The sequence below is a fragment of the Altererythrobacter sp. CAU 1644 genome, from assembly GCF_029623755.1.
In the GTDB taxonomy this organism is placed as follows: Bacteria; Pseudomonadota; Alphaproteobacteria; order Sphingomonadales; family Sphingomonadaceae; genus Erythrobacter; species Erythrobacter arenosus.
In genome coordinates this window covers 86,567-112,109 of the sequence record NZ_CP121106.1, presented here as the reverse complement: position 1 = coordinate 112,109, position 25,543 = coordinate 86,567, and the positions used below count along the sequence as shown (strand labels likewise).

Sequence of the window (25,543 nt, the reverse complement as noted above, 5' to 3'; positions counted from 1 at the left end):
CCTAGCCGCGGCTCCCCGGCTTGGTCACGGGAACGGCCGAGAGCTCGGCCGGGACCTCGTCCTCGGCATAGCTCGGGAAGTTGATGTCGATCAGGGCAAAGAATGGCACACCCAGGTCTACCTCTCCTGCCGAGCGATCTACCACGGCAACCTCCGCGACTACATCACCACCCTCACGCTTTACCGCCTCTATAGCCTCGCGACTCGACAGGCCGGTGGTCACCACGTCCTCGACCATCAGCACCTTGGCGCCCGGCTCGATGGCGAAGCCCCGACGCAGGTGAAACACGCCGTCGGGCCGCTCGAGGAACATCGCGTCCTTGCCCAATGCGCGGCCCATTTCGTGGCCGATGATGAGGCCGCCCATCGCGGGAGAGATGACGACATCGATCTGGTTGCGGAGCTCTCGCGGCAGCTTCTGGGCGAGGGCGCGGGCGAGGTTTCCGGCCCGCTCGGCGTTCATGAGGACCCGTGCGCATTGCAGGTAGTGGGCGCTGTGTCGCCCCGACGACAGCTTGAAGTGCCCTTCAAGCAGCGCTCCGCTCGCACGGAATTCGGACAACACTTCTTCTTCGGTCATGATGTGGAAAACTCGCTTCTTGCCGGTGATTGCTCGCAGGACTGGGGGCCTTGCATAATTTTCTCCCTAGAAGCGCTTGAGGCAGTCGGCAAGCGGGCCTATAGGGCGCCCCAAACCTGGCTGCGACTGCCGGGTGGGACTTCATGCCTTGCGCTATTCCCCGCAGGGAGGCACAGGGCAACGAATAGCAACGAAGCGGAAAGCGTCAGACTGATGATTCTGGGTCAAACCCTCAAGCGGGCACATTATCTCTTCGCAGCACTCGTGATCGCCGTGCTCCTGGCGCTCGCGCCACGCGCGGCGATGGCGCAGGACGCCGCTGCAACAGAGACGACGGCTGAAACGGCGGAGGTCGCAGCGACTGCGGCAGACGTGGCCACTCCGGCAACGGAAACGGCTGGCGCCTACACGCCGATGGCACCGACCGAAGGCAAGGGCATGCCCGTGGATGGCTTGCTCGACGTCCAGGACCAGTATTCGCCCATCGGTCAGAGCGCGCTCGGCCTGCACAACGGCCTCGTCTGGGTAATGGCGATCATCAGCATTTTCGTGCTCGGCCTGCTGCTTTACGTCATCGTTCGCTATAACAAGCGCGCTAACCCCGTCCCTTCGAAGACGACGCACAATACACTGATCGAGGTAGTCTGGACGCTGGTACCGGTTCTCGTTCTGGTTGCGATCGCGCTCCCTTCAATCAGCCTGCTGGCGAAGCAATATGAGACCCCGCCGGCTGACGCGGTGACGGTGAAGGTCACCGGGTACCAGTGGTACTGGGGCTATAACTATCCCGACAACGGCGACTTCGAGATCATCTCGAACATGCTGCCCGAGGCTGACGCCATCGCCAATGGCGAGCCGCCGCAGCTGGCGGTGGACAACCGACTGGTCCTGCCGGTCGATACGCCGATCCGCATGCAGATCATCGCCGCCGACGTGATCCACTCGTTCGCGATTCCGTCGCTGTGGTTCAAGCTCGATGCGGTCCCCGGCCGCCTCAATGAAAAGCTGCTGACGATCAGCGAGCCGGGCGTTTACTACGGGCAGTGTTCGGAACTGTGCGGTATCAAGCACGGCTACATGCCGATCGCGATCGAGGCTCTGCCCCGCGATCAGTGGGAAGCCTGGGTCATCGCGCAGGGTGGAACCCTTGCCGGTGCGGAAGAAGCTGCCGAGGCCGATGAAGCCGCGGTTGCCGATGCCGGCGACACCGAAGGCGCTGCCGATACGGCCGCCGCTGCCGAATAAGCCCGAGACAGAATTCAAAGAAGGTCCAGAGAAGCACCATGGCCACTACCGCAGACGGTTTCGACGCTCACCACGACGATCACGCGCACCACGCTGATCACAAGCCGGGTTTCTTTGCCCGCTGGTTCATGTCGACCAACCACAAGGATATCGGCACGCTCTACCTGATCTTCGCGATCTTCGCGGGGATCATCGGCGGCGTCATTTCGGGCATCATGCGTGCCGAACTGGCGGAACCGGGCATCCAGGTCCTGGGCTATTGGGTCGAGCTTCTCGGTGGCGAAGCCAGCTTCGACGCCAATCTGCACATGTGGAACGTGTTCATCACTGCGCACGGCCTGATCATGGTCTTCTTCATGGTCATGCCCGCCATTATCGGCGGCTTCGGCAACTGGTTCGTCCCGCTGATGATTGGTGCGCCGGACATGGCGTTTCCGCGCATGAACAACATCTCGTTCTGGCTGACCGTCGCTGGCTTCTGCAGCCTGCTGTTCTCGATGTTCGTGCCGGGCGGCGCGGGCGGTAACGGAGCGGGCGTGGGCTGGACGGTCTATGCGCCGCTGTCGACATCGGGTTCGACCGGTCCTGCGGTCGACTTTGCGATCTTCTCGCTCCACCTTGCAGGTGCGGGCTCGATCCTCGGGGCGACCAACTTCATCACCACCATCTTCAACATGCGTGCGCCGGGCATGACCCTGCACAAGATGCCGCTGTTCGTATGGTCGGTTCTAGTCACCGCATTCCTGCTGCTGCTGGCACTGCCGGTTCTGGCGGCCGCGATCACCATGCTGCTGACCGACCGCAACTTCGGCACGACCTTCTTCGATGCCGGCGGTGGTGGCGATCCGGTGCTCTACCAGCACCTGTTCTGGTTCTTCGGTCACCCCGAAGTCTACATCATGATCCTGCCGGGCTTCGGCATCATCAGCCAGATCATCGCGACCTTCAGCCGCAAGCCGGTGTTCGGCTACCTCGGCATGGCCTATGCCATGGTTGCAATCGGCGTGGTCGGCTTCGTCGTGTGGGCGCACCACATGTACACTGTCGGCCTCGACGTGAACACGAAGATGTATTTCACCGCGGCGACCATGGTCATCGCAGTGCCGACCGGCGTGAAGATCTTCAGCTGGATCGCCACGATGTGGGGCGGCTCGATCGAGTTCAAGAGCCCGATGGTCTGGGCGCTCGGCTTCATCTTCCTGTTTACCGTCGGCGGCGTGACCGGCGTCTACCTCGCCAATGGCGGCATCGACGATGTCGTGCATGACACCTATTTCGTGGTCGCGCACTTCCACTACGTGCTGTCGATGGGTGCGGTCTTCGCCCTCTTCGCCGGGTTCTACTATTGGTTCCCGAAGATGAGCGGCAAGATGCACAGCGAGTTCCTCGCGCATCTCCACTTCTGGGGCTTCTTCGTCGGGGTGAACGTGATCTTCTTCCCGCAGCACTTCCTGGGCCTCCAGGGCATGCCGCGTCGTTATCCCGACTTCACCCCGGCTTATTCCTACTGGAACGAAATCAGCTCGATCGGCTACGAAATCATGGCCGCTTCGATGCTGCTGTTCTTCGCTAACGTGATCTACGCGTTCGTCGCCGGCAAGAAGGCAGCCGACAACTATTGGGGCGAAGGTGCGACCACGCTCGAATGGACCCTGTCGAGCCCGCCGCCGTTCCACCAGTACGAAACGCTTCCGGTGATCGAAGACCACCACGACTACCACGATCACCGTCCCGCCACGGCCTGAGGCTGAGAGCAGGGCGAACAGCTTCCGGCCAGTCCGCAAGGGCTGGCCGTTTGCTTTGAGACGAGGACTTGACCATGCCCGAGATGCGCCAGATCGACACCGGCGAGGTATCGCTGCGCTGCGCGATCGAGGGCGAGGGCCCGCTGGTCATATTTGTCCACGGCTTCCCGGAAAGCTGGTACAGCTGGCGCCATCAGCTTGGCCCCGTCGCAGAGGCCGGCTTTACAGCCTGCGCGATTGATGTGCGCGGATACGGCGGATCGGACAAGCCACCGGAGATTGCCGACTATTCTCTCGAAAAGCTCGCAGGGGACCTGGTGGGCCTAAGGCAGGCGTTGCAACCCGACACGCCCGCCATCCTCGTGGGCCATGATTGGGGTGCGCCGATCGTGTGGAACACGACGTTGACGCATCCGGAACATTTTCTCGCGGTCTGTGGGATGTCGGTACCTTTCGCCGGGGCGCCGCAGCGACCTTTCAACGAGATCTACCACGAGCATTTCATCAGCCAGGGCAAGTTCTTCTACCAGGAGTATTTCCAGGAGCCTGGTGTAGCCGAGGCAGAGGCTGAGGTAGACCCGCGCGACTTCGTGCAGCGCATGATGTATTCGATCAGCGGCGATGTTCCGCCCGGCGACTATTGGAGCAAGCCCTATGGGGCGACCTTCCTCGAGGGTTTGCCTGATCCGCAACCGGTGCCGTGGCTGACCGACGAGGATATGGATTACTACGAGCAAGAGTTTCGCCAATCGGGTTTTCGCGGACCGCTCAATCGCTATCGCAATCATCAGCGCGACTTCGAGTGGCTGCAGGCGTGGCGAGGCCAGCGCATTGAGCAACCCGCGCTCTTCATCGGCGGAACGCGCGATCCGGCCACTTACCTGTTCGGCGCGGTCACCGATCCGGTAGCGATGATGAAGCTGTTCGCGCCCCGGGTCGAAGGCCACATCCTGGACGGCGTGGGCCACTGGACTCAGCAGGAACGCCCCGATGAGGTGAACCGCTTGCTGATCGACTGGCTAAAGCGGCTATAGCCCCCTATATGCACGCCGATTCCATGACTCAGGCAACCACCTCCACCCAGCTCCCGGCTGACTGGCGCGATTTCTACGCGCTGACCAAGCCGCGCGTGATGAGCCTGGTGATTTTCACCGGTCTGTGCGGATTGCTGGCCGCGCCGGGCAGCATCAACCCGGTGATCGGCTTTACCGCCATCCTCTGCATTGCCCTTGGCGCTGGCGGGGCGGCGGCGCTTAACCAGTGGTGGGAGGCCGACCTCGATGCGGGGATGAAGCGGACCATGGCACGCCCCCTACCGGCAGGCCGGATGCAGCGGACCGATGCGCGCGATTTCGGGGTCATGCTGTCGGCCGCCTCGGTCGTCGTCATGGGAGTGGCGGTGAACTGGCTCGCGGCCGTCATCCTGGCTGCATCTATCGTCTACTACGCGGTGATCTACACCATCTGGCTCAAGCCGCGCACACCGCAGAATATCGTCATCGGCGGCGGGGCAGGGGCTTTCCCGCCGATGATCGGCTGGGTCGCGGTGACTGGCGACATCACGCTGATGCCGGTGCTGCTGTTTGCGATCATCTTCATGTGGACGCCGCCGCATTTCTGGGCGCTCGCGCTGTTCGTGCAGTCCGACTATGCCAAGGTCGGTATCCCGATGATGCCGGTTGTCGCGGGCGAGAAATCGACGCGGCGGCAAATCCTGGCCTATTCGATCCTGCTGGTGCCGCTGGCCGCGACACCGTGGTTCATCGGCGGCACCGGCGCGCTCTACGGCATCGCCGCGCTGGCGCTGTCCATCGCCTTCCTGGCGCTGTCGGTCCCGGTCGCATTCCGCACGGCAGGAGAGGGTGACAAGATGCGCCCGGAAAAGCGCCTGTTCGCCTTCAGCATTCTCTACCTTTTCGCGCTTTTCGCGGTGCTGGTCGTCGACCGGATCGCCGCGGCACAAGGATGGCTATAATGACCCCTGAAGATGAAGCCGAACTCCGCAAGCGCCAGAAACAGCGCAACCTCGTCCTTGGCGGGGTCCTGCTGTTTTTCGTGCTGCTGTTCTATGCCATAACCATCGTGAGAATGACGGACTGAGACCATGACGACCGCTACGTTGGAACGGAAGAATACGCGCACCGCCATGTTCGCCTTCCTCGGCGCGCTGGCGATGCTCGGCCTCGGCTATGCTGCCGTTCCGCTCTACGATCTCTTCTGCCGGGTGACCGGTTTCGGCGGCACTACCCAGCGCGCCAGCGAGAGCGACGCCGCGATCGCCGAACGTCTTGCCCAGAGTGCTGGCGGCAAGACCATCTCGATCCGGTTCGACGCATCGACCGCGCGCGACATGCCGTGGAGCTTCAAGCCGGCGCAGGTGACCGATACCGTGCAGATCGGCGTACGCGACATGGCAACCTATGTCGCGCGTAACGACAGCGGAGAGACCGTAACCGGTACCGCGAGCTTCAATGTCGAGCCCGAGCAGGCCGGGCGCTATTTCAACAAGATCCAGTGCTTCTGCTTTACCGAACAGACGCTCAAGCCCGGGCAGGAAGTGCACATGCCGGTGCTCTACTACGTCGATCCCAAGGCGCTCAACGATCCCAACATGGACGGGGTCGAACAGATCACGCTCAGCTACACTTTCCACCGCACAGAGGCTGCTTCTGCAAACTAAGCGCGCTTCCACTCTGGACCCACGCCGCCGAGGCGATTAAGGGCAGGCGCAACAGGCAACAGGACTTTTGGTAATGGCTGGTAACGTCACCCACGACTATCACATTCTCGAGCCCGATATCTGGCCGCTGATCGGCGCGGCATCGGCGCTCACCTTCACTACCGGCATGGTGCTGATGATGCACGAAATGGCCAGCTGGCAGATCGTGCTCGGCCTCGGTGTCATGGGGCTCATCGCCACGTTCTTCAGCTGGTTCGGCAATGTCGTGAAGGAAGCGCATGCGGGCGACCATACCCCGGTCGTGCAGCTGCACCTGCGTTACGGCATGATCCTGTTCATTGCCTCGGAAGTGATGTTCTTCGTCGGCTGGTTCTGGGCGTGGTTCGACTTCGCACTGTTCCCCAACGCGCTGACCGAGGTCGTCGGCGGGCAGTTCCCACCCAAGGCGATCGAGGCAGTGCTCGATCCGTTCGCGCTCCCGCTGCTCAACACGCTGATCTTGCTGTGCTCGGGCACCACCGTTACCTGGGCGCACCACTCGCTGATCCATGGCGACCGCGACGGGCTCAAGAAGGGCCTGTGGGCGACCATCCTGCTTGGCGCACTCTTCACCGCCATCCAGGCCTATGAATACAGCGTCGCGCCCTTCGCATTCGGTGGTAACACCTACAGCTCGGGCTTCTACATGGCGACCGGCTTCCACGGCTTCCACGTCCTGGTCGGCACGATCTTCCTGATCGTCTGCCTGGTCCGCGCCTACAAGGGCCACTTCACTCCGCGCCAGCACTTCGGTTTCGAAGCGGCGGCATGGTACTGGCACTTCGTCGACGTGGTGTGGCTGTTCCTCTTCATTGCCGTCTACATCTGGGGCGGCTGGGGCGCCGCGGTCCACTAATGACCGCGGACGGCGGTCCGCCAATTGAGAAAGGGCAGCCGGGCATCCCCCAGGCTGCCCTTTTCGGTTTGTGCCCCAAGTGCGGATCCCGCACGCTGTTCGACGGAGCCGCCAAGTTCGCGGATCGGTGCCGGGTGTGCGGGCTGGACCTCACGCGGTTCAACGTGGGGGACGGACCGGCGGCATTCCTGACGCTCATCATCGGGGCGATCATCGTCGCGCTTGCCCTGTGGCTTGATGCCACTGTCAGGCCACCGTTCTGGGTCCATGCGCTGATCTGGATTCCCGTGACGGCAGGGGCCGTCCTATGGGGCCTGCGCGTGTCCAAGGCTTGGCTGCTGCAGGCCGAACATCGCAACAATGCCGGAGAAGCAGGAAGCAAGGACCTGTGATCCGCAAGCTGCCGATCTTCTCGACGATTGTCGTGCTGGCGGCTGCCGCAACGATGGTTGCGCTGGGCGTCTGGCAATTGGGCCGGGCGCAGGAGAAAGAAGCGCTGCTCGAGCAGTATGCGCGGACCGAGACTATGTCGTCCGAAGTCGCCTGGCCGACCGACGCGGATGAAGTCGATACTGCGCTTTTCCGCCGCACCACAGTCGTCTGTGCAGAGGTCCTGGGAGTGGAAGCGAAAGCCGGGACGAGCGAAGCGGGTGCCAAGGGCTGGGCGCACTATGCCAGTTGCCGTCTGGCCAATTCGAACAGCTTTGCTGACGTAGTGCTCGGATGGTCGCGCGAACCGCAATTACCCACGTGGGAAGGGGGAGAGGTTCGCGGCGTGATCGCGCCGGGTCCGCGGCTCGTTGCCAGCCCCGCGCAAGCCGGTCTGGAGCAGGTCGCCTATCCCGACCCCAAGGACGTACCCAACAACCACCTCGCCTATGCAGGCCAATGGTTCTTCTTCGCGCTCACTGCGCTGGCGATTTACGGACTCGCCATTCGCAAGCGGATCAAAGAGCAGGCTTGATTGCCCTCAAGGCGAGCTTGCTTGCCCTGCGGAGCGCCTCCGTCTAACCGCACTGCCCAAATGGAATATATCTCGACCAGGGGGAGCGCGCCGGCGCTCGATTTCGAAGGGGTGACGCTGGCGGGGCTGGCCAGCGACGGCGGCCTGTACCTGCCGCGCGAATGGCCGCGTTTCAGCGAGGCCGAGATCGCCTCGATGGCGGGCCTGCCCTATGCGCAGCTCGCCGCGAGGGTCATGGCACCCTTTGTCGGGGACAGCCTGACCCAGGAAGAACTGCTGGCACTGTGCGAGCAGGCCTATGGCCGTTTCGCGCATGATGCCGTGACGCCGCTGGTCCAACTGAACGAACGGCAATGGCTGCTCGAGCTGTTCCATGGGCCGACCCTCGCCTTCAAGGATGTGGCGCTGCAATTGCTCGGTCTGCTGTTCGAGAAGTTCCTCTCCCGCCGCCAGGGCAATCTGACCATCGTCGGCGCCACCAGCGGGGACACGGGTTCCGCCGCGATCGATGCCGTGGCCGGGCGCGAGGGCGTCGACATCTTCATGCTCCATCCCAATGGCCGCGTCAGCGATGTCCAGCGCCGCCAGATGACGACCGTCCGCGCGCCCAATGTGCACAACATCGCCATCGAGGGCAGCTTCGACGATGCGCAGGCGATGGTGAAGCGCATGTTCGCCGACGAAAGCATGACCAATCGCTTCAACATCGGCGCGGTCAACTCGATCAACTGGGCGCGGCTGATGGCGCAGGTGGTCTATTACTTCTACGCTGCGCTGCAGTTCGGGGCGCCAGGTCGCAAGGTCGCCTTCAGCGTGCCGACCGGCAACTTCGGCGATGTGTTCGCAGGCCATGTCGCGGCGCAGATGGGCTTGCCGATCGAACAGTTGATTGTCGCCACCAATGTGAACGACATCCTGCATCGTGCGCTGACCAGCGGCGATTACTCGACCGGGACCGTCACCCCCACCGCAACGCCTTCGATGGACATCCAGGTCAGCTCCAACTTCGAGCGCCTACTGTTCGACGTTGGCGGCCGCGACGGTTCTGCGATGGCCGAACAGATGCGCTCGTTCGACGCGAACCGTTCGATGCAACTGACCAATGCCCAGCGCCAAGGTGCAGCAGGGCTATTCGCCAGCTATCGTGCCGATCAGGACCAGACATCGCGGGCCATGCAATGGGCTTACCAGCATGCCGGCGAAATTATCGATCCGCATACGGCGGTGGGGCTCAGCGCCGCGCTTGCGAGCGAACTCGATCCCGCGATCCCGATGGTCACGCTCGCCACTGCCCATCCGGCCAAGTTCTGTGATGCCGTCGAGCGCGCCACCGGCGTCCGCCCCATGCTCCCTGCCCGGGTTGGCGACCTGTTCGCGCGCGAAGAGGCCTACACCGAACTCCCCGGCAATTACGATGCGGTGCGCGATTTCGTCGCCGAGCGCGCCACGCCGGCCGGCTGATGGTGGAACTGCGCCGCGATCCGATCCTGATGGTGGGCGAGGGCTGGGATGCCTATCGCCTGCTCGACAGCGGTCATGGCCGCAAGCTCGAGAATTTCGGGCCGTACAGTTTCATCCGTCCCGAACCGCAAGCGATGTGGACGCCGCGGCTGGCGGAATGGAGCGCCGACGGCGAGTTCATTCCGGGCTCCGACGAGGATGGCGGCGGGCGGTGGAACCTCTCGCCTGACGTCCCCGACGAGGGCTGGCAACTGGCGTGGGAGGAAGCCCGCTTTACCGCGCTTCCGACGCCGTTCCGGCACCTGCAGTTCTTCCCCGACATGGCTCCGGTGTGGAGCTGGATGCGTGAGCTGCTGGTGGGGCGGACCGATGCCGAGACGCTCAATTTGTTCGGCTATACGGGTGTGGGTTCGCTGGCGCTCAGCGGGTATGGCCGCGTCACCCATGTCGATGCGAGCAAGAAGTCGGTGGCGCAGGCGCGCGAGAACGCCGCGCTGTCGGGCATGGAGGATCGCCCGATCCGCTGGCTTGTGGACGATGCGGCCAAGTTTGCTGCCCGCGAGGTGCGCCGCGGCAATCGCTACGACGGCATCATCCTCGACCCGCCCAAATTCGGGCGCGGGCCGAAGAACGAGACCTGGCGGCTGGAGGAGAGCCTGCCCGGCCTGCTCGCCGATTGCCGCCGCTTGCTCGACAGCGAGAGTCGGTTCCTGTTCCTGACGGTCTATGCGGTGCGGATGAGCAGTCTTGCGCTCGCGGGCCTGGTCGAGGAGTTGTTCCGCGACCTCCCCGGTACGATCGAGCATGGCGACCTTGCCGTCCGCGAGCAGGGCGAGGACGGGCGCCTCCTGCCCACCGCGATCTTCGCACGCTGGAGCAATTCGGGTTAAGGGCGGCACATGACCGATTCGCTGATCCTCGAAGTGGCCGATTTCGAACACGATGTCCTCACCGGCATCTATTCGGAGGAAACGGGTAAGCCGCAGCCGCTGCGCATTACCGTGCAGGCGCGGCTGGCCGTCGCCGAGCATTACGCCCCCGACACGCCGCTCGATGCCAGCAAGAACTATATGGACCTGAAGTTTGCCGCGTCCGATGCGCTGCCCGACGGGGTTCACTTCAAGCTGATCGAGGCGGTGGCCGAGCACATTTGCGAAACGCTGTTCGTGCAGGATCAGCGGGTCGAAGCGGTCACGGTGAAGATCGTCAAGCTGGCCATTTCCGAGGCCGGCGAGAAGATCGGCATCACGCTCCACCGCGAACGCCGGTAATCACGATGCAGGCGGTGCTCTCGGTCGAAACGCTGCCCGAATGCGCGATCGACGCTGCGGCGCAATTCATGAACGTCCATCTCGCCAGCGTCCGGTCGCTGCTGGCGGACGAAGCCGATGCGCTCGCCATCGTGCTTCCTTCGGCGCCGAGGGACCACGACGACTGGCGCCGAGCCGTTGCGCGCGACCTGGCGCGAGCTCACGCCCCCGCGCGGGTAAATGTGGTTGGCACATCGCAGGAATCGCAGCGAATCGCCCTGCTTGGCTATTTAGAGGGTGCACCCGGCATCACGGGGCAGTATCTTCCCGGACATGAGTAGGGTTCGTGACATCCTGATGCCCGAGGGCACTACCAAGCCGCTGGTCGACGGTTTCCAGCGGCGTATCTCCTATCTGCGGCTGTCGGTCACCGATCGCTGCGACCTGCGTTGCAGCTATTGCATGCCAGAGCGCATGAAGTTCCTGCCGCGCAAGGATGTCCTCAGCCTGGAAGAGCTTCACAAGCTGTCCCTGGGGTTCATCGCCCGCGGGGTCACCAAGATTCGCATCACCGGGGGCGAGCCGCTGGTGAGGCGGGACATCATCGAGCTGATCCAGGCGCTCGGTCGCAAGCTGGGTGACGGGCTGGATGAGCTGACGCTTACCACCAATGGCACACAGCTAGTCAGCCATGCCGGTGCGCTGGTCGATGCCGGCGTCAAGCGCGTCAACGTTTCGCTCGACACGCTCGATCAGCGCAAGTTCGCCGAGCTTTCCCGACGCGATGCCCTGCCACAGGTTCTGGCGGGGATTGCCGCCGCCAAGGATGCGGGCCTCAAGGTCAAGATCAACGCGGTCGCGCTGAAGGACATCAACGAGGGCGAGATCGCCGACCTTATCGCATGGGCGCATAGCGAGGGGCATGATTTGACCCTGATCGAGGTGATGCCGCTGGGCGAGATCGAAGCCGATCGGGTCGACCACTACCTTCCGCTGGCCGAAGTGCAGGCGCGGCTCGAGGAACGGTGGCAACTGATCCCCTCCAGCCACAAGACCGGCGGCCCGGCTCGCTATTTCGATATTGCCGAGACCGGCGGTCGCCTGGGCCTGATAACCCCACTGACCAACAACTTCTGCGCCGGCTGCAACCGGCTGCGCGTGACCGCCACAGGGCAGCTCTATCCATGCCTCGGTGGCGGCGAGCGGGTCGACCTGCGGGCGGCGCTTCGCTCAGACGATCCTGATGCCAATCTCAATGGGGCGCTCGACGAAGCGCTGCGCATCAAGCCGGAGCGGCACCATTTCGATATTTCGCAACGCGGCGAGGCCCCTGCGCAGCCGCGCCACATGTCGGTGACGGGCGGGTAGGGTGGCCGTCACGATCCTGTTCCTGGGGCCCTTACGTGATCTCGCGGGCACGGAAGCGCTCGAGGTAGGGGCTCCGCTGGACTGGGCCGGATTGCTGTCCGCCGTCGCTCCTGCGGTGGCGGAGCAACTGCGGCTCGAGCGGGTCAATGTCGCGTGTGCCGGACGGGTGCTGGCCGACAAGACCGGGCTTGCCGCCAAGGACGGCGACGAGGTGGCGCTCCTGCCGCCGGTCAGCGGCGGCTAGCCGATGCGCGATATCCGGCTGCTCACCGAGACCTTTTTTCCCGGCGCGCTGATCGGCCCCTTCACACAGGCCAATCCGGGGCTGGGAGGCGTGTGCACCTTCGTCGGCGAGGTTCGCGCCGAGGCAGATGTCGAGGCTCTCGAACTGACCCATTACGAACCGCTGACGCTGCCCGGCATGCACGAGTTGGCCGACCGCGCGTTCGACAGGTTCAATCTGATGGGTCTGCTGATGGTTCACCGGATCGGCCAGATGTGGCCCGGCGAACCCATCGTCTGCGTCTCGGCAGCTGCGGCGCACCGTCGGGACGCGATCGATACAGTCGATTTCTGCATGGATCACCTCAAGAGCGCGGCATGGTTCTGGAAGCGCGAGAAGCGCGCCGATGGCTGGCACTGGATCGAGCCGCGCAGCGAGGACTATGCCGACCGCGCCCGGTGGGAAAAATAGTTCCTGGCGTTTGACTTTAGTCAAGGTGGCGCCGCCCAGATCATGAAAGAACTTCTCTCACTGGAAGGGAGTTCTCGTCATGTCTCAGAAGGTTTCTGCCGATTTCGTCGCCGAGAAAGCGCGCATTGTGGATGCGCCCAAGATTCCGGTGGTGGTCGATCGCACATTCCAGATTCCCAAGGGTGTCTATGTCGCGACGGTGGCGGGCTATCTCGGCTTCCTGGCCATGATGACAGCAACTTTCGGCAATCCCGGCCTGATCATTCCGATGGCCATCTTCGTGTTCGTGATTGCGGCCGGCTTCGCCATCCCTGCGATCTGGACCCATCTTGCGCCAGAGGCGAAAAGTCGGCCTCTCACGCAGGGTCAAATGGAAATGAAAGGCATCATGACACACACGGGTTGGACCAGCGCCCGGGATGCCACCACACAGGTTTTGATACTGCCCGTGCTTATCCTCCTCTGGGGACTTGCGGTAATGACGATAGCCGCGACTATCTAGTCCTCTTCCTTCCCGGAAAGCATGCGCAGGTACGCGGGGTCGACCAGTTCGATCCCGCGTTTACCTTTGCGGCGAATGGCGCCTGAATCTTCGAGTTCCCCCAGCTTGCGGCTGACCGTTTCGATCGTCAGGCCGAGCATGTTGGCGATCTCGCCGCGTGAAAGCGGCAGTTCGAATTCCTGCGCCGGATGGCACGGCGAATCGCTTGCCGCGCGCGCGAAGTCATGGAGCAGCGCGGCGAGGCGCGCTTCGGCGCTACCGTGGGCGGTTAGTTCCAGCAGGCTCCGGGTCGAATGGAGGTCTTCCTGAGACCTGCGCAGGAGCGCGCGCGCGAGGGCAGGGTAATCTTCGATCGCGCGCTGCATGTCGCGCTTGGGAAAGACGCAGAGGCGGCTTTCGGTAAGTGCGACCACATCGTGATGCGCGAACGGCGCGAACATCTCGCCGATAAAGCCGGAGGGGTGGGCGAGGGCGAGGATCTGTTCGTTGCCGTCGCGGTCGGTAGCACAAATCTTGAGTGCACCGCTCACTAGCGTGGCGCAGGCCGCGTCCTCGTCGCCGGCGGCGAACAGCATTTCCCCGCGCTTCAAGACCCGAGTTCTCCCGGCCTGAGCCAGAGCATCGCGTTCCTTGTCGCTCAGGACCGAGCAGGCGGCGCTGTCGCGGACGGGGCAGGTTTCACAGGTCAGGTTCATTGGGCGAGCCTTCCTCGCAGGCGGGCGAGGACCGCATCCTCCTCGCTCACGAGCATGACGACGCGCTCGCGCGCGGCGCCGATCTGCTCCCGCTCAACAAAGCCAAGCGTCGCGTCAGTGAACATCAGGTCTAGCTCGCCAAGGGCGATCGCGGTTTCGCTACGTTGCGAATCCAGGTCCGCCAGCGCGACCTGGGCCGCGGCCCAGCTGTTGCTGCCCGGACCGGAACCCGCGGCGCCAACCGTCCGTTCGGCGCCGGGCGCAGCGGACAAGAACTGCTGATGTGAGGATTGCGCGGCGGCCAGCAGCGAATCGACGCTCGCCAGCATCTCGGCGCTTGCCGCGGCCGGGGCCGGGCGGTCGCTCTCGGCGGGTGCCGCGAAGCTGCCGCTTACCCTCTCTGCATCGCGAACTGCGAGCGATGGATAGCGATCCGAGCTGCCGGCGCAGGCGCCCAGCACGGTGCAGGCAAGCAGGACAAAAGGGTAACGATGGCTGGATGGACGATTCATCGTCTTGCCCCATAGCACGAGGAACGTGTGGTGCCAGACTTCGCATATGCAAAAACGCGCCAATCCGGCGTTGACTTGGCGCCACTTCTCCCTTAACGGCACCCATCTTTCCGGCAGCCCGCTTACAGGCGGTGCGTCGGGCGCGCCTTCTTCATGGGAAGGGGGCACAGCTTTAGATTGAGAGTATTACCACCATGTTCGCAGTAGTGCGCACGGGCGGCAAGCAATACCGGGTTGCCGCCGGAGACAAGATCGCAGTCGAAAAACTCGCTGGTGAAGCCGGCGACACCGTGACGCTGGGCGACGTCCTGCTCGCGGGTGAGGGCGACAGCATCGCCGACGCCTCGAAGGTCACCGTTTCGGCGGAGATCATCGCACAGGCCAAGAGCGAGAAGGTTGTCGTTTTCAAGAAGCGTCGCCGCCACAACTACCGCCGCAAGGCCGGTCACCGCCAGCAGATGACCCTGCTGCGCATCACCGACGTCGGCGAAGGCAAGAAGGCTGCTCCGAAGAAGGCTGAAGCCAAGAAGGAAGAAGCCCCCAAGGCAGAAGCCAAGAAGCCTGCTGCGAAGAAGGCCGCTCCCAAGAAGGAAACCGCCGAGAAGAAGGCACCGGCCAAGAAGGCTCCGGCTAAGAAGGCTCCGGCCAAGAAAGCCGCGCCCAAGGCCGACAAGAAGTAAGGATTACGGACGATGGCACATAAAAAAGCAGGCGGTTCATCGCGTAACGGTCGCGACTCAGCCGGCCGTCGCCTCGGCGTAAAGAAGTTCGGCAGCCAGGGTGTGGTCGCCGGTAACATCATCGTGCGCCAACGCGGCACCAAGTTCTACCCGGGCAGCAATGTCGGCATGGGCAAGGACCATACCCTCTTCGCGCTCGAAGACGGCGTGGTGCGATTCCACAAGGGCAAGCTCGGTCGCAAATACGTCTCCGTAGATGCGATTATGGAAGCAGCCGAATAACCGGACGGTTCGATAAAGGGATCGTCCAGACGGAACGGTCCCAGCCGGGGTAACCGGCAGACGAAGAGGGAGATGGGACCGACCCGTCTCCCTCTTGTCGTTTCTCCCTCACAGCCTGGCGAAATGATCTTTCGCCGCAATGCAACTGTCACGCATGCTCCGTAACGGGGTGCTGCGGGGCGATGAGGAGAAGACCGATGTTCCATCGCAGCGAAAGATTGCTGTTGAGACCGCCATGGCCCGAGGACTGGAAGCAGGTTCTGGGCGGGATCGCCGACGAAGGGGTCGTGCGCAACCTGGCCCGTGCGCCCTGGCCCTACAACCCGACAGACGCCCGGCAATTCGTCGAGCTGCCGATCGATCCGATGTTCCCGCGTTTCCTCATCACGCGAGCGGACAATGCGATGCTCGTCGGCTGCATCGGCATCGATCGAAACGAGGGCGAAGTCGAATTGGGCTATTGGATCGGGCGCCAGCACTGGGGACAGGGCTATGCCACCGAGGCCGGCCGCGCGGTGCTCGAGGTTGCCAGGATGCTGGGCCACCGGCGGATCGTGGCGGGCCACTTCCTCGACAACCCCGCGTCGGGCCGGGTGCTGGGCAAGCTCGGCTTCGAACCGACCGGGATCGTGCGCCCGCGCCACAGCTGTGGCCGGGGCGAGGCGGTGCTCGCCGCCGAATACGAGCTCGACCTCGCGGCCGAAAGCGGGCTGGCGGTGCAAGCCGCCTGATTCGCTTCGCCGTCTGACAAGGAAAAGCCCCGGTACCGCATGGCGGCGCCGGGGCTATTTCTTTGGAACGTCTCGCCGAGGTTATTCGGCGGGCATCAGCGCCGCTTCGAATTCACCTTCGTAGAGGTTGATCAGCTTGCGATCATCGTGGTCCCAGGGGTGGAAGCCGGGCTTGAAATAGGCCAGCCACGCCGGGAAGATGCGCCGCACGACGCCCGGGCTCACGGTCAGGTACTTGAACAGGCCCCAGCGTGCCTTCCAGCCGGTGATGCCGTCCTGCGCGAGCAGGTTCATGCTGTCTTCCCAGCGGTTTTTGAAGAACCGGCCGGTGACGATCAGCATCATCAGGCTGCGGACCTTCCAGCGCTTCAACGGCGTCCAGTCGCGGGTCGCGTGGTTCCAGACGTCATAGGCGACGCCCTTGTGCTCGACTTCCTCGACCGAGTGCCAGCGCCACATGTCGCGGACTTCTGGATCGGCCTTGGCGAAATGCTTCGGATTGGCGAGGAATTCATGCGCCATCATCGCGGTGTAGTGCTCGAGCGCCATGGTCGCGGCGAGATTGAGGATCTCGGGGCGGCCCTTGGTCAGGTTGAGCATTTCCTCGACGCGCTTGTCGATCGCCTTGATGTCGTAGCCGTGATCTTCGGCCAGCTTGTTGAAGGCGATGTGTTCGCGGGTGTGGTTGATTTCCTGCTTCACGAAGGCGCGGATTTCGGCGGCCAGCTTGGGCGGGGCGCCATCGCGGTGGGCCTTGACGGCCTCGATGAAGAACGCTTCGCCGCGCGGGAAAGTGGCGGAAAGCGCGTTGTGCCAGGCGGTGCCGAAGGGCTCGCCCGCCCACCAGCGACGCGGCGTGGTGTTGCGGTTGAAGCGCTCGTCGCGAACGGTGATTTCGAGATCGACGGGGGTCGGGCCGGTCATCGCGTCGCGGTCGAGTTCGAAAGTGGTCGGTGCATTCATCGTACTACTCGTTGAAACTGTTACTGACAGGGGTGTAAGTAGGCGTTACTTACATTCATGTCAATAGCGTTTTGATCAAGCGCAAATTCCCACGGAAAAACCCTACAGGATGGAACACTTGGAACACGGTCCAAGGGCAGAAAGCACCATTGTGTAAACGTCGGTCGCAAAAGTGTGACTGTCCGGCCGAGTCTGTGGATGTGAGCAGGCATTGTGTGACCTTGGCGCGTAGAGGTGTAACCCTGAACACCCGCGAAGTGTGGCCTTGTGGCACATGAAGCGTGATCAGTAAGTAGCGACATGTCTCTCGGGGAGAGGGCCGGACGAAGTGAAAGGGCGCCGAGGTTTTAGCCGCGCCTGCTTGTGTAGGGAATACGGAGATGGCCAACGCTGGCCTTACTTGCCGATCCTGAAATCCCGGCCCCAAATCCCATATGGTACCCGAATCTCGCTTCCGTTGTGGGCCACAGGTGAAATGGACAGAGAGCTCATTGGATATTGGCCCTTCACTCCTGAAATTCAGGAAGCTCTACCACCATACCGTCCAATGCCGGGGTGACTGGGATCTGGCATGACAAACGTGATGTCGCGCGCACGATGGTCGAACATTCGAGCATATCGCCTTCCATCTCCGAACGTTCATCCAGTTTGGATTGCCACTCGGCATCGATGAAGACATGGCATGTCGCGCACGCACATTGCCCGCCGCAATCGGCATCGATACCCTCAATACCATTGTCTCTCGCGATCTCCATGATCGTCGCGCCGGGTTCGGCCTCGACCTCATGCGTCTTGCCGTCGAAAGTCTTGAAGCTGATCTGAACCATTATTGCGCCTCCTTCGCGACAAGGCGGACAGGTAGGGTCTCAATTCCCATGACGATGCTCGATGGAACGCGCTTGGGTTCGGCGAGCACTTCGATGCGATCGAAGCGCTCGAGTATCTCTTCCCAAAGGATGCGCAATTGCATCTCTGCAACGCGATTGCCCATGCAGCGATGAATGCCGAATCCGAACGAAACATGGCGGCGGGCATTGGGTCGATCGATGATAAAATCATCCGCGTTTTCGAAGACTTCTTCGTCGCGGTTGCCCGAGACATACCACATTACCACCCGGTCACCCTTTTTGATCTTCTGACCCTGGAAGATGATGTCCTCTGTCGCAGTTCGCCGCATATGCGCCAGCGGCGTCTGCCAACGAATGACTTCCGAAACCATGTTGGGAATCAGCGAAGGATCGGATTTGAGCTTTGCGAACTGATCGGGAAATTCGTTCAGTAGATGCACGCTGGCAGACATCGAATTGCGCGTGGTATCGTTGCCACCCACGATGAGCAGCCCGATATTGCCGAGAAAATCTAGCGGATCGTCGATCAAATTCTTGGTCTTGGGGTTGTGGGCGAGCAGTGAAAGGAAATCGAACTTGGGAGGTTGGGCCGCGCGCTCGTGCCAGAGCTTCGTAAAGTAGGGCAGCATTTCGGTGAGTACGATTTGCTGCCGCTTTTCCTCGCCAAGCGACGTGTTGCTGAACGCCTCCGTCGCGGTCGCAACGTCCGACCAGTAGGGTAGCAGGCGTCTATCTTCCCATGGAAAGTCGAACAACGTGGCGAGCATCTGTGTCGTCAGCTCGATGGATACCTTGTCGACCCAGTCGAATTCTTCATTGACGGGAAGTTGGTCGAGCAGGCTTCCGATCCTTTCGCGGATCATCGATTCGAGCTGGGAAAGTTGTTGCGGCTTTACTGCCGGTGCAACGGCCACACGCTGTTCGTCATGCTCGGGCGGATCCTTTTGGATAAAATTGGTCGGTTGGAAGAACTCGGGCTGGTCCCCGACACCGATGTTGCCCTTCGATGAGAACACCCTGTGATTGGTGTCCACCGACATGATGTCGGCGTGTTTGGTGATCGACCAGAAGGGGCCAGTGGGGCCAGTTTTCGAGAAGTGCACCGGCGCTTCGTCGCGCAGCCGTTTGAAATAACGATGGTGCGCCCCGGTCTCGAACAGTTCCGCTTCGCTGACGTCGATGTCTTCCAGCGCGAGGCTGTATGGATCGGGAATTGATTGGGCCTGCATTAACGTGCTCCGATGACGATCTAGGTTGTATCACCTAATTAGGTTAATTAGCCTAGATTGCTGTCGTGTCAAGTCACGCGCGGCAGCAACGTCAGCGCTAGCCTGCTATTGCGTTCTTCAAGTGCGTCAGGGATGAGGCGGGCATATATGGCTTAAGCAACGACAGGTGCTGCAAAAGCGATTGCCTGATGATGCCCGAACCCGCACGTTCGGTCGCTTGAGTTTCGCGGACGAAATCAAGGAAGTAGCGAACCACAATTATTGCACTGATTACCAATGGCTCAACGTCGTCATCGTCGATGTGAAGGTGCCCCTCTTTCTCCAACGCCTTGAAATAGAGCCGAAATTGCCGCCTGGCATCCTTATACAAGCGCTGGAGGTTCTCCTGTATCTCAGGCGCATGGGTACCATAGTCGGCCTGATCGCGGAACAGGAAGCGATAGTCGCGCAGATCAACTGCGACCACATTGAGAAACTCGGCATATTCATCGAGAACGTCACCGCCCGTTGGATGGAGTTTCGCGCGATCCTTCGAACGTTCGACAAACCTCGCGGCAATGGCTGAAAGCAACGCCCGCTTGTCGCGGAAGTGATACCACAGATTGCCAACGCGAATTCCGAGCCGATCTGCCAGGACGGCGTTAGTCACATTTCCGTAGCCTAGTTGGTTGAAGATCGACGTCGCTTGCTCGACTATCCGGTCTTTCGTGCCGCTGGCCATGCCAGGCTTTTGTGGCAGCGCCGACCAAGATGCAATGGAGATTAGGTGGTGGCTCTGCCGAACTTGCCCCACTGGTTCGCATTTTGGGATACTGAGGAGCACAGCTATGAGAGTGGGTAACACCGCCCTTTCATCTGCCGAATTGCTCAGCGGCCCATCCGCCTCGATCATTCCGCCGGCATCACCGCATCGGCATAGGGGCTTTCAAGCTTCCCGATCAGCGCGCGGTCATCATGCTTCCACGGATGGAACCCGGGCGTCAAAATGGTCGCCCATTCGAAGAACATCCGCCGCATCATGCCGGGTTTCCACCAGAGGAAGGCATAGAGGCTCCACTTGGCCTTGCGGCGTGAATAGCCGTCCTGTTCGAGCAGGCCGATCGCATCGCGAATGCGGTTGCCGAAATATTTCTTGGTGATCAGCGCGGCGACCAGCGCGCGGGTCTTGTAGCGTTTCCAAGCTGACCAATCGCGGGTGGCATGAAGCCAGATGTCGTAAACTAGCCCCTTGTGCTCGATTTCCTCGGTTGCGTGCCAGCGCCAGATATCGGCGGCGACCGGGTCGGCGCCGTCGAGATATTCGGATTTGGCCAAGAGCTGGCGGCTGATGATCGCGGCGAAATGTTCGAGCGCGATGGTGATGGCGAGGTTGAATTCCTTGGGCCGTCCGGCGGCGAGGTCGAGCATCGCCTGGATGCCCTGGTCGATGCTCTCGACGTTATAGCCGTGATCGGCGACGAGGCGGTTGAACGCGACATGCTCGCGCGTGTGATTGATTTCCTGGGTGGTGAAAGCCTTGATCTCGCGCGCCAGCTTGGGCGGCAGGCCCTCGCGGAAATCGCGCAAGGTATCGATGAAGAAGGCCTCGCCGCGCGGCAGGCTGGCCGATACCGAATTGTACCAGGCGGTCGCCACCGGGTCGTTAGAGTGCCACCAGCGCGGCACCATCGCCCCGCGATCGAACCGCCGGTCGCGCACGATCAACTCGTGTTCGGCAGGGGTCGCAGACCCTCTGGCGGTGATGCTTTCCACCGGGCCCTTGCCGGGCCGGTCCACGCGTTCTAGGTCAATGCCGGTCCGCTCTTCCATGGGTTAGGATTCTATTAGGCATAAGATTCAATGGCAAGTCGCAAGAGATTAACACCCGAGGAATCGCGAAGTAGTGCGCTCGAAGCGGCACGGGCGTTATTGATCGAAACCGGTCCTCAATCGGTAACATTGAAGGCTGTCGCAGGTAGAATCGGCCGCACGCATGCGAATTTGCTGCACCATTTCGGATCGGCTTCCGGACTCCAGAAAGAACTGGCGCGCCATATTGCCGAGACTGTCTGCGAAACGATCAAACAAGCGGTCGAAGCTAGCCGTGCAGGACTTGGAAGTCCGCGTGAAGTTGTCGACCTCGCTTTCGACGCATTCGACAAGGAAGGGGCGGGCGCACTCGCCAGCTGGATGATTCTCACCGGCAATGAGGACGCGCTGACACCGATCGTCGAGACGATCCACCAGCTGGTTGACGATATCGCTCCGGGCGAAGCGGATGGGCACGAAGGCGTGTTGCGGATGCATCAGGAGACGCTGGCGCTGGTGCTGATGGCGATGGGAGATGCGCTGATCGGATCGGCACTGGCGCGCTCGCTCGGCTTGCCGGAGACTGCCGCGCGCGATCATGCGCAGCGCATGCTCGAAGGCTCGCTCGACCTCGTCAGCCAGCCGCGATAAGCGAAGCCTTCAGCCATTCGGGCGCGAGCGAGGGATCGATGTTCTCGACCCGAATGTGATCGATCGCCCGGCCAAGCTCTTCATGCTGGTGCTTGCGGCGTTTCTCGTCGGACTGGTCGAGCGGCACCACCACCAGGCGCCGGTTGACTTTCTGCCGCCAGTTCATCCGGGCGGTGTTCTCCTGCCCGATGTAGCAACCCTTGTCGAAGCTGACGCCGCGCAGTTCGACGGCATTGGTTTCGAGCCACAGGATATCGCCCAGTTCGGCGCGGCCTTCCGGAACGCCGAGGTCGAGGCGGTGCTTGCGATAGGCGCCATCGGCGCTCTCGTCCGAGTCGCGGGCCGGGGCGATCCAGCGCTGGCCGAGTGCCGCGAGGCGCGGATCGGCGGCCCCGCCAGCGCCCATCTGTACCTGCCAATAGGCCCCGAGGCTGTCGTCGCGCGCAATCGTGATTTTGCGGCGCAGGCGATAGAGCGAAAGGCGCTTGACCAGGTCATCGGCCGCGTCGGCCTCGCACTCGATCAGCAGTTCGCCATTACCCGCTGGCCAGACGAAGAAGTCGAACATGGTCTTGCCCTGCGCGGACAGCAGCGCGGCATAGACGGGGAGCTTGCCGGTCACGTCATTGGTGACGAGGCTCTGCAGGAACCCCGCGACATCTTCCTCGTCGCTTTCGGGGGAAAGCCGGATCAGGGCGCGGGTGAACAGGCGATTTGCGGTCATGGATGACAAGGTGGGGCGCCCGCGGCCACGATCAAGCTTTGAGGCGTCGCTCGATCGCCTCGGCCATCAGTTCACCCAGCCGTGGTCCCTGCTCGGGATAGAGGTAGGGCTCGATCATTTCCGCCTCCATCACCAGCAATCCACCGTCATCGCCGCGCACCATGTCGATCCGCGCATAGAGCGGCGTGCCGAGCGGGATGGCATCGACGATGGCCTGCGCCGCAGCGAGGTCGGCAGGATCTGGTTCGAGCGGTTGCTCGGTGCCGCCGTACAGCGACTGCACGCGATAGTCGCCGCTGGCCGGGCGCTTGACCAGCGCATGCGAGAACTGCCCGTCGACGAAGAGGAACGAGTACTCGCCGTCGGTGGTGATCTGCGCGAGAAAGGGCTGCAGCATCATCGGCTGGCCCATCCACCAATCGCCATCGAGCGAGCCCTTGCGGTGCATCGACTGGCCCTCGGCTCCGGCGCCCACCTGCCGCTTGGCCACGAGGGCGTCGCACCCGAATTCCGCCATGGCCGATTCGATATCGGCGGCGGAGGCACGATCGACCCAGATCGTCGGGATGGTCTGCGCGCCGCGCTCGGCAAGATCGCGCAGATAGGTCTTGCGCGAATTCCAGCGGACGATCCGGGCCGAGTTGCAGACCTGGTGCCCGGCACTTTCGAGTTCCTCGAGCTTGGCGAGGAAGGCCGCCTCGTCGTCCTGATAATCCCACGGCGTTCCCACCAGGATCAGCGGCAGCTCGGCGAAATCGCCGACCGGCGAGCGCCAGTCGATCTCGCGCAGTTCTATGCCGCGTGCCGCCAGGGCAGGGCGCAGCGCTGCGACCTGCACATCATGTTCGAAGGCATCTTCACGGCGGCGCGGCGAGCCGGGATGCGTGCCCGGGCAGGTCAGGAATCCGATTTTCATGGCCCGAGCCTCTAGCCACGCATCTGCTCACTGGAAAGATGCGTCGCACGCTTCTACAGGGGCGCGTGATGACAGAGAGCCTGACGATCCGCCGCCCCGACGACTGGCACGTGCATTTGCGTGACGGCGACATGCTGCACGATGTGGTGGCCTATACCGCGCGGCAATTCGCCCGGGCGATCGTCATGCCCAATCTGACCCCGCCGGTGACGGACACGGCCAGCGCTTCGGCATATCGCGAGCGGATCCTGGCTGCGGTGCCTGAGGGGCTCGACTTCACGCCGCTGATGACCTGCTATCTCACCGATAGCACCGACCCGGACGACCTGGCACGCGGTGCGGCCGAGGGCGTCTTTACCGCGGCCAAGCTCTATCCCGCCAACGCCACGACCAACTCGGCGCACGGCGTGACCGATATCGGCAATCTCTACCCCGTGCTCGACCGGATGCAGCGCGATGGGATCGTACTTTGTGTCCACGGTGAGGTAACCGAAGCCGACATTGACGTATTCGATCGCGAGGCGGAATTCATCGACCGCCACCTGTCGAGGATCGTCGCCGATTTTCCCGGCCTGAAAATCGTGTTCGAACACATCACCACCAGCGAGGCGGCCGAGTTCGTCATGGCCGCTGGCGAGAATGTCGCGGCGACGATCACGCCGCAGCATCTGCACATTAATCGCAACGCCATGCTGGTCGGCGGGATCAGGCCGCATGCCTATTGCCTGCCGGTCGCCAAGCGCGAGCAGCATCGGCTGGCGCTGCGCAAGGCGGCGACTTCGGGCTCGCCCAAGTTCTTTCTCGGCACCGACAGCGCGCCGCATACGCGCGAAGCCAAAGAGAGTGCCTGCGGCTGCGCGGGCATCTTCAACGCGCCCTATGCGCTCGAAAGCTATGTCACCGTGTTCGAAGAAGAGGGCGCGCTCGACCGATTCGAAGGCTTTGCCTCGCTCCACGGACCGGCCTTCTATGGCCTGCCGGTAAACGAAGCGAAGGTCACGCTCGAACGAAGCGAGGTTGCCGTGGCCGACTCGATCGATTTGCCCGCGGTCGGGACCGCCATCGTCCCGTTTCATGCCGGCGATACGCTCGGCTGGAAATTCGTGCCCTAGGCGACCGAGACGGCGCGGCTGCGCTTCCACATATCCCACAGGAACACGGCGATCGCCGTCCAGATAAGTGCGAAGCTCGCGGCCTGCGCGGGCTTGAGCTCCTGCTCGAACACCGTCAGCCCGATGATGAAGACCAGCGTCGGCGCAATGTACTGGAAGAAGCCGAGGGTCGAATACTCCATCCGGCGCGCCGCGACGGCAAACAGCAGCAGCGGGATCGCCGTCAGGAAGCCGCCCAGCACGATGTAGGAGCTCAGTTGCCACGACACGGCGAAGGACGAACCCTGCGGGCCCGAGGCGTACCACCATGCGATCGCGACCGCAGGGAAGAAGAGGACTGCGCTCTCGATCGTCAGCCCCGGCAGCGAACCGACATCCAGTTGCTTGCGCAGCAGTCCGTAGACGGCAAAGGAGGAGGCGAGGGCGAGGCTGATCCACAGCGTATCGAGCGCGCCTGCCAGCAGTACAGCCACTCCGCACCCCGCCAGCAACACGGCGATCCATTGCATTCGCGACAGCCGTTCGCCCAGCAGAACGGTGCCGAGCAGGATGTTGATCAGCGGGTTGATGTAATAGCCCAGGCTCGCCGCGTAGACGTTGCCGTTCTGGATGGCCCAGACATAGATCAGCCAGTTGGCACCGATGATCGAAGCGGTAAGGCACAGGATCGAAATGGAGCGGCGCTGCGCGATGGCCTGGCGCACGTTTGCCCACTGGCCGCGAATCAGCACGATCACGAGGCAGATCGGCAGCGTCCAGATGATTCGCCAGCCGACGAATTCGAACGGCGGGACGCTCTTAACCAGCAGCAGGTACAGCGGCAGGAAGCCCCATATCCCGTAGGCCGCGAGGGCGGCTGGCACCCCCGAAGGCGCGGGATTGGTTTTGTTCGCAGGCATGCACGGCGCTCGTATGCGGGGCGGGCAGTAGCTGCAAGCGCCAAGTTTCATTCGGCTCGTCGGCGAAAATCCTTCGGTTCGTCGCATGAACGGAATGCTGCACGCCGCGTTGCATTTCGTTCAGGTTCG

33 protein-coding genes are annotated in these 25,543 nt (G+C 62.6%); 22 read left to right on the top strand and 11 right to left on the bottom strand.

Annotation, left to right across the window (positions count from 1 at the left end):
* Nucleotide 1: 1 nt before the first annotated feature.
* Nucleotides 2-580, bottom strand: a complete 579-nt coding sequence (pyrE, locus tag P7228_RS00595; protein WP_278016288.1) for an orotate phosphoribosyltransferase — start codon at nucleotides 578-580, stop codon at nucleotides 2-4.
* A gap of 213 nt (nucleotides 581-793) precedes the next feature.
* Between pyrE and coxB the strand changes: the two genes are divergently transcribed.
* The 17 genes from coxB to P7228_RS00510 all read left to right on the top strand — a co-directional run bounded on the left by coxB (nucleotide 794) and on the right by P7228_RS00510 (nucleotide 13,384).
* A complete protein-coding gene (gene coxB / locus P7228_RS00590; protein ID WP_278016287.1) occupies nucleotides 794-1,825 on the top strand; it encodes a cytochrome c oxidase subunit II in 1,032 nt (343 codons plus the stop codon).
* A gap of 38 nt (nucleotides 1,826-1,863) precedes the next feature.
* A complete protein-coding gene (gene ctaD, locus P7228_RS00585) occupies nucleotides 1,864-3,570 on the top strand; it encodes a cytochrome c oxidase subunit I (protein ID WP_278016286.1) in 1,707 nt (568 codons plus the stop codon).
* Between the two features lie 74 nt (nucleotides 3,571-3,644).
* Nucleotides 3,645-4,604, top strand: a complete 960-nt coding sequence (locus tag P7228_RS00580; RefSeq protein WP_278016285.1) for an alpha/beta fold hydrolase — start codon at nucleotides 3,645-3,647, stop codon at nucleotides 4,602-4,604.
* A 23-nt stretch (nucleotides 4,605-4,627) separates the two neighbouring features.
* A complete protein-coding gene (locus P7228_RS00575; RefSeq protein WP_278016284.1) occupies nucleotides 4,628-5,545 on the top strand; it encodes a heme o synthase in 918 nt (305 codons plus the stop codon).
* Nucleotides 5,545-5,670, top strand: a complete 126-nt coding sequence (locus P7228_RS00570) for a hypothetical protein (RefSeq protein WP_278016283.1) — start codon at nucleotides 5,545-5,547, stop codon at nucleotides 5,668-5,670. Before P7228_RS00575 ends, P7228_RS00570 begins: the two co-directional genes overlap by 1 nt.
* Before the next feature lie 4 nt (nucleotides 5,671-5,674).
* Complete coding sequence (locus P7228_RS00565; protein WP_278016282.1) at nucleotides 5,675-6,250, top strand: cytochrome c oxidase assembly protein; 576 nt, start codon at nucleotides 5,675-5,677, stop codon at nucleotides 6,248-6,250.
* A gap of 73 nt (nucleotides 6,251-6,323) precedes the next feature.
* A complete protein-coding gene (locus P7228_RS00560; RefSeq protein ID WP_278016281.1) occupies nucleotides 6,324-7,145 on the top strand; it encodes a cytochrome c oxidase subunit 3 in 822 nt (273 codons plus the stop codon).
* Complete coding sequence (locus P7228_RS00555; protein WP_278016280.1) at nucleotides 7,145-7,537, top strand: DUF983 domain-containing protein; 393 nt, start codon at nucleotides 7,145-7,147, stop codon at nucleotides 7,535-7,537. Before P7228_RS00560 ends, P7228_RS00555 begins: the two co-directional genes overlap by 1 nt.
* Nucleotides 7,534-8,109, top strand: coding sequence for an SURF1 family cytochrome oxidase biogenesis protein (locus P7228_RS00550; RefSeq protein ID WP_347402848.1), 576 nt, complete (start codon nucleotides 7,534-7,536; stop codon nucleotides 8,107-8,109). Before P7228_RS00555 ends, P7228_RS00550 begins: the two co-directional genes overlap by 4 nt.
* Before the next feature lie 60 nt (nucleotides 8,110-8,169).
* Entirely contained in the window at nucleotides 8,170-9,570 is a 1,401-nt protein-coding gene (gene thrC, locus P7228_RS00545; protein ID WP_278016279.1) for a threonine synthase, read from the top strand.
* Nucleotides 9,570-10,460 (top strand): class I SAM-dependent methyltransferase, encoded by an 891-nt coding sequence (locus P7228_RS00540; protein WP_278016278.1) that lies wholly within the window; start codon nucleotides 9,570-9,572, stop codon nucleotides 10,458-10,460. The genes thrC and P7228_RS00540 overlap by 1 nt, the downstream gene beginning before the upstream one ends.
* Nucleotides 10,461-10,469: 9 nt before the next feature.
* The gene (locus P7228_RS00535) at nucleotides 10,470-10,841 is read left to right on the top strand and encodes a dihydroneopterin aldolase (protein WP_278016277.1); all 372 of its coding nucleotides are present in this window, start codon (nucleotides 10,470-10,472) and stop codon (nucleotides 10,839-10,841) included.
* A gap of 5 nt (nucleotides 10,842-10,846) precedes the next feature.
* Complete coding sequence (locus tag P7228_RS00530; protein WP_278016276.1) at nucleotides 10,847-11,161, top strand: Rossmann fold domain-containing protein; 315 nt, start codon at nucleotides 10,847-10,849, stop codon at nucleotides 11,159-11,161.
* Nucleotides 11,154-12,188: a GTP 3',8-cyclase MoaA gene (moaA, locus tag P7228_RS00525; protein ID WP_278016275.1), complete on the top strand. Its 1,035-nt coding sequence runs from the start codon at nucleotides 11,154-11,156 to the stop codon at nucleotides 12,186-12,188. Before P7228_RS00530 ends, moaA begins: the two co-directional genes overlap by 8 nt.
* A 1-nt stretch (nucleotide 12,189) precedes the next feature.
* The gene (locus tag P7228_RS00520; RefSeq protein ID WP_278016274.1) at nucleotides 12,190-12,432 is read left to right on the top strand and encodes a MoaD/ThiS family protein; all 243 of its coding nucleotides are present in this window, start codon (nucleotides 12,190-12,192) and stop codon (nucleotides 12,430-12,432) included.
* A 3-nt stretch (nucleotides 12,433-12,435) separates the two neighbouring features.
* The gene (locus P7228_RS00515; RefSeq protein WP_278016273.1) at nucleotides 12,436-12,882 is read left to right on the top strand and encodes a molybdenum cofactor biosynthesis protein MoaE; all 447 of its coding nucleotides are present in this window, start codon (nucleotides 12,436-12,438) and stop codon (nucleotides 12,880-12,882) included.
* 79 nt (nucleotides 12,883-12,961) lie between these two features.
* The gene (locus P7228_RS00510; RefSeq protein ID WP_278016272.1) at nucleotides 12,962-13,384 is read left to right on the top strand and encodes a hypothetical protein; all 423 of its coding nucleotides are present in this window, start codon (nucleotides 12,962-12,964) and stop codon (nucleotides 13,382-13,384) included.
* Here P7228_RS00510 and P7228_RS00505 read toward each other — a convergent pair.
* A complete protein-coding gene (locus P7228_RS00505; RefSeq protein ID WP_278016271.1) occupies nucleotides 13,381-14,079 on the bottom strand; it encodes a Crp/Fnr family transcriptional regulator in 699 nt (232 codons plus the stop codon). The genes P7228_RS00510 and P7228_RS00505 overlap by 4 nt on opposite strands.
* Nucleotides 14,076-14,591: a hypothetical protein gene (locus P7228_RS00500; RefSeq protein ID WP_278016270.1), complete on the bottom strand. Its 516-nt coding sequence runs from the start codon at nucleotides 14,589-14,591 to the stop codon at nucleotides 14,076-14,078. Before P7228_RS00500 ends, P7228_RS00505 begins: the two co-directional genes overlap by 4 nt.
* 194 nt (nucleotides 14,592-14,785) lie before the next feature.
* Between P7228_RS00500 and rplU the strand changes: the two genes are divergently transcribed.
* From rplU to P7228_RS00485, 3 genes are all read left to right on the top strand, one after another.
* Nucleotides 14,786-15,271 (top strand): 50S ribosomal protein L21, encoded by a 486-nt coding sequence (gene rplU, locus P7228_RS00495; RefSeq protein WP_278016269.1) that lies wholly within the window; start codon nucleotides 14,786-14,788, stop codon nucleotides 15,269-15,271.
* 12 nt (nucleotides 15,272-15,283) lie between these two features.
* Nucleotides 15,284-15,553, top strand: a complete 270-nt coding sequence (rpmA, locus tag P7228_RS00490) for a 50S ribosomal protein L27 (protein ID WP_278016268.1) — start codon at nucleotides 15,284-15,286, stop codon at nucleotides 15,551-15,553.
* A 197-nt stretch (nucleotides 15,554-15,750) separates the two neighbouring features.
* Nucleotides 15,751-16,284 (top strand): GNAT family N-acetyltransferase, encoded by a 534-nt coding sequence (locus P7228_RS00485; RefSeq protein ID WP_278016267.1) that lies wholly within the window; start codon nucleotides 15,751-15,753, stop codon nucleotides 16,282-16,284.
* Between the two features lie 81 nt (nucleotides 16,285-16,365).
* Here the strand turns inward: P7228_RS00485 and P7228_RS00480 are convergent, their stop codons facing one another.
* The 5 genes from P7228_RS00480 to P7228_RS00460 all read right to left on the bottom strand — a co-directional run bounded on the left by P7228_RS00480 (nucleotide 16,366) and on the right by P7228_RS00460 (nucleotide 21,133).
* Nucleotides 16,366-17,247 carry a metal-dependent hydrolase gene (locus P7228_RS00480; protein ID WP_278016266.1) on the bottom strand — a complete coding sequence of 294 codons (882 nt, stop codon included), beginning with the start codon at nucleotides 17,245-17,247 and terminating at the stop codon, nucleotides 16,366-16,368.
* A 506-nt stretch (nucleotides 17,248-17,753) separates the two neighbouring features.
* Entirely contained in the window at nucleotides 17,754-18,074 is a 321-nt protein-coding gene (locus tag P7228_RS00475; protein WP_278016265.1) for a 2Fe-2S iron-sulfur cluster-binding protein, read from the bottom strand.
* Nucleotides 18,074-19,324 carry a cytochrome P450 gene (locus P7228_RS00470; protein WP_278016264.1) on the bottom strand — a complete coding sequence of 417 codons (1,251 nt, stop codon included), beginning with the start codon at nucleotides 19,322-19,324 and terminating at the stop codon, nucleotides 18,074-18,076. Before P7228_RS00470 ends, P7228_RS00475 begins: the two co-directional genes overlap by 1 nt.
* Before the next feature lie 97 nt (nucleotides 19,325-19,421).
* Nucleotides 19,422-20,216 carry a TetR/AcrR family transcriptional regulator gene (locus tag P7228_RS00465; RefSeq protein ID WP_278016263.1) on the bottom strand — a complete coding sequence of 265 codons (795 nt, stop codon included), beginning with the start codon at nucleotides 20,214-20,216 and terminating at the stop codon, nucleotides 19,422-19,424.
* Entirely contained in the window at nucleotides 20,213-21,133 is a 921-nt protein-coding gene (locus P7228_RS00460) for a metal-dependent hydrolase (protein ID WP_278016262.1), read from the bottom strand. The genes P7228_RS00465 and P7228_RS00460 overlap by 4 nt, the downstream gene beginning before the upstream one ends.
* 30 nt (nucleotides 21,134-21,163) lie before the next feature.
* Between P7228_RS00460 and P7228_RS00455 the strand changes: the two genes are divergently transcribed.
* Entirely contained in the window at nucleotides 21,164-21,763 is a 600-nt protein-coding gene (locus P7228_RS00455; protein ID WP_278016261.1) for a TetR/AcrR family transcriptional regulator, read from the top strand.
* Here P7228_RS00455 and ygfZ read toward each other — a convergent pair.
* On the bottom strand, nucleotides 21,747-22,487 hold the full coding sequence (gene ygfZ / locus P7228_RS00450; RefSeq protein WP_278017678.1) for a CAF17-like 4Fe-4S cluster assembly/insertion protein YgfZ: 741 nt from the start codon (nucleotides 22,485-22,487) through the stop codon (nucleotides 21,747-21,749). The two genes, P7228_RS00455 and ygfZ, sit on opposite strands and share 17 nt — an antisense overlap.
* 31 nt (nucleotides 22,488-22,518) lie before the next feature.
* A complete protein-coding gene (locus tag P7228_RS00445; RefSeq protein ID WP_278016260.1) occupies nucleotides 22,519-23,403 on the bottom strand; it encodes an ATP-grasp domain-containing protein in 885 nt (294 codons plus the stop codon).
* A gap of 68 nt (nucleotides 23,404-23,471) precedes the next feature.
* On the opposite strand from P7228_RS00445, the gene pyrC reads away from it, so the two are divergent.
* Nucleotides 23,472-24,515: a dihydroorotase gene (gene pyrC, locus P7228_RS00440; RefSeq protein ID WP_278016259.1), complete on the top strand. Its 1,044-nt coding sequence runs from the start codon at nucleotides 23,472-23,474 to the stop codon at nucleotides 24,513-24,515.
* Here pyrC and rarD read toward each other — a convergent pair.
* Nucleotides 24,512-25,414 (bottom strand): EamA family transporter RarD, encoded by a 903-nt coding sequence (gene rarD / locus P7228_RS00435; RefSeq protein ID WP_278016258.1) that lies wholly within the window; start codon nucleotides 25,412-25,414, stop codon nucleotides 24,512-24,514. The two genes, pyrC and rarD, sit on opposite strands and share 4 nt — an antisense overlap.
* Nucleotides 25,415-25,543: the final 129 nt, after the last annotated feature.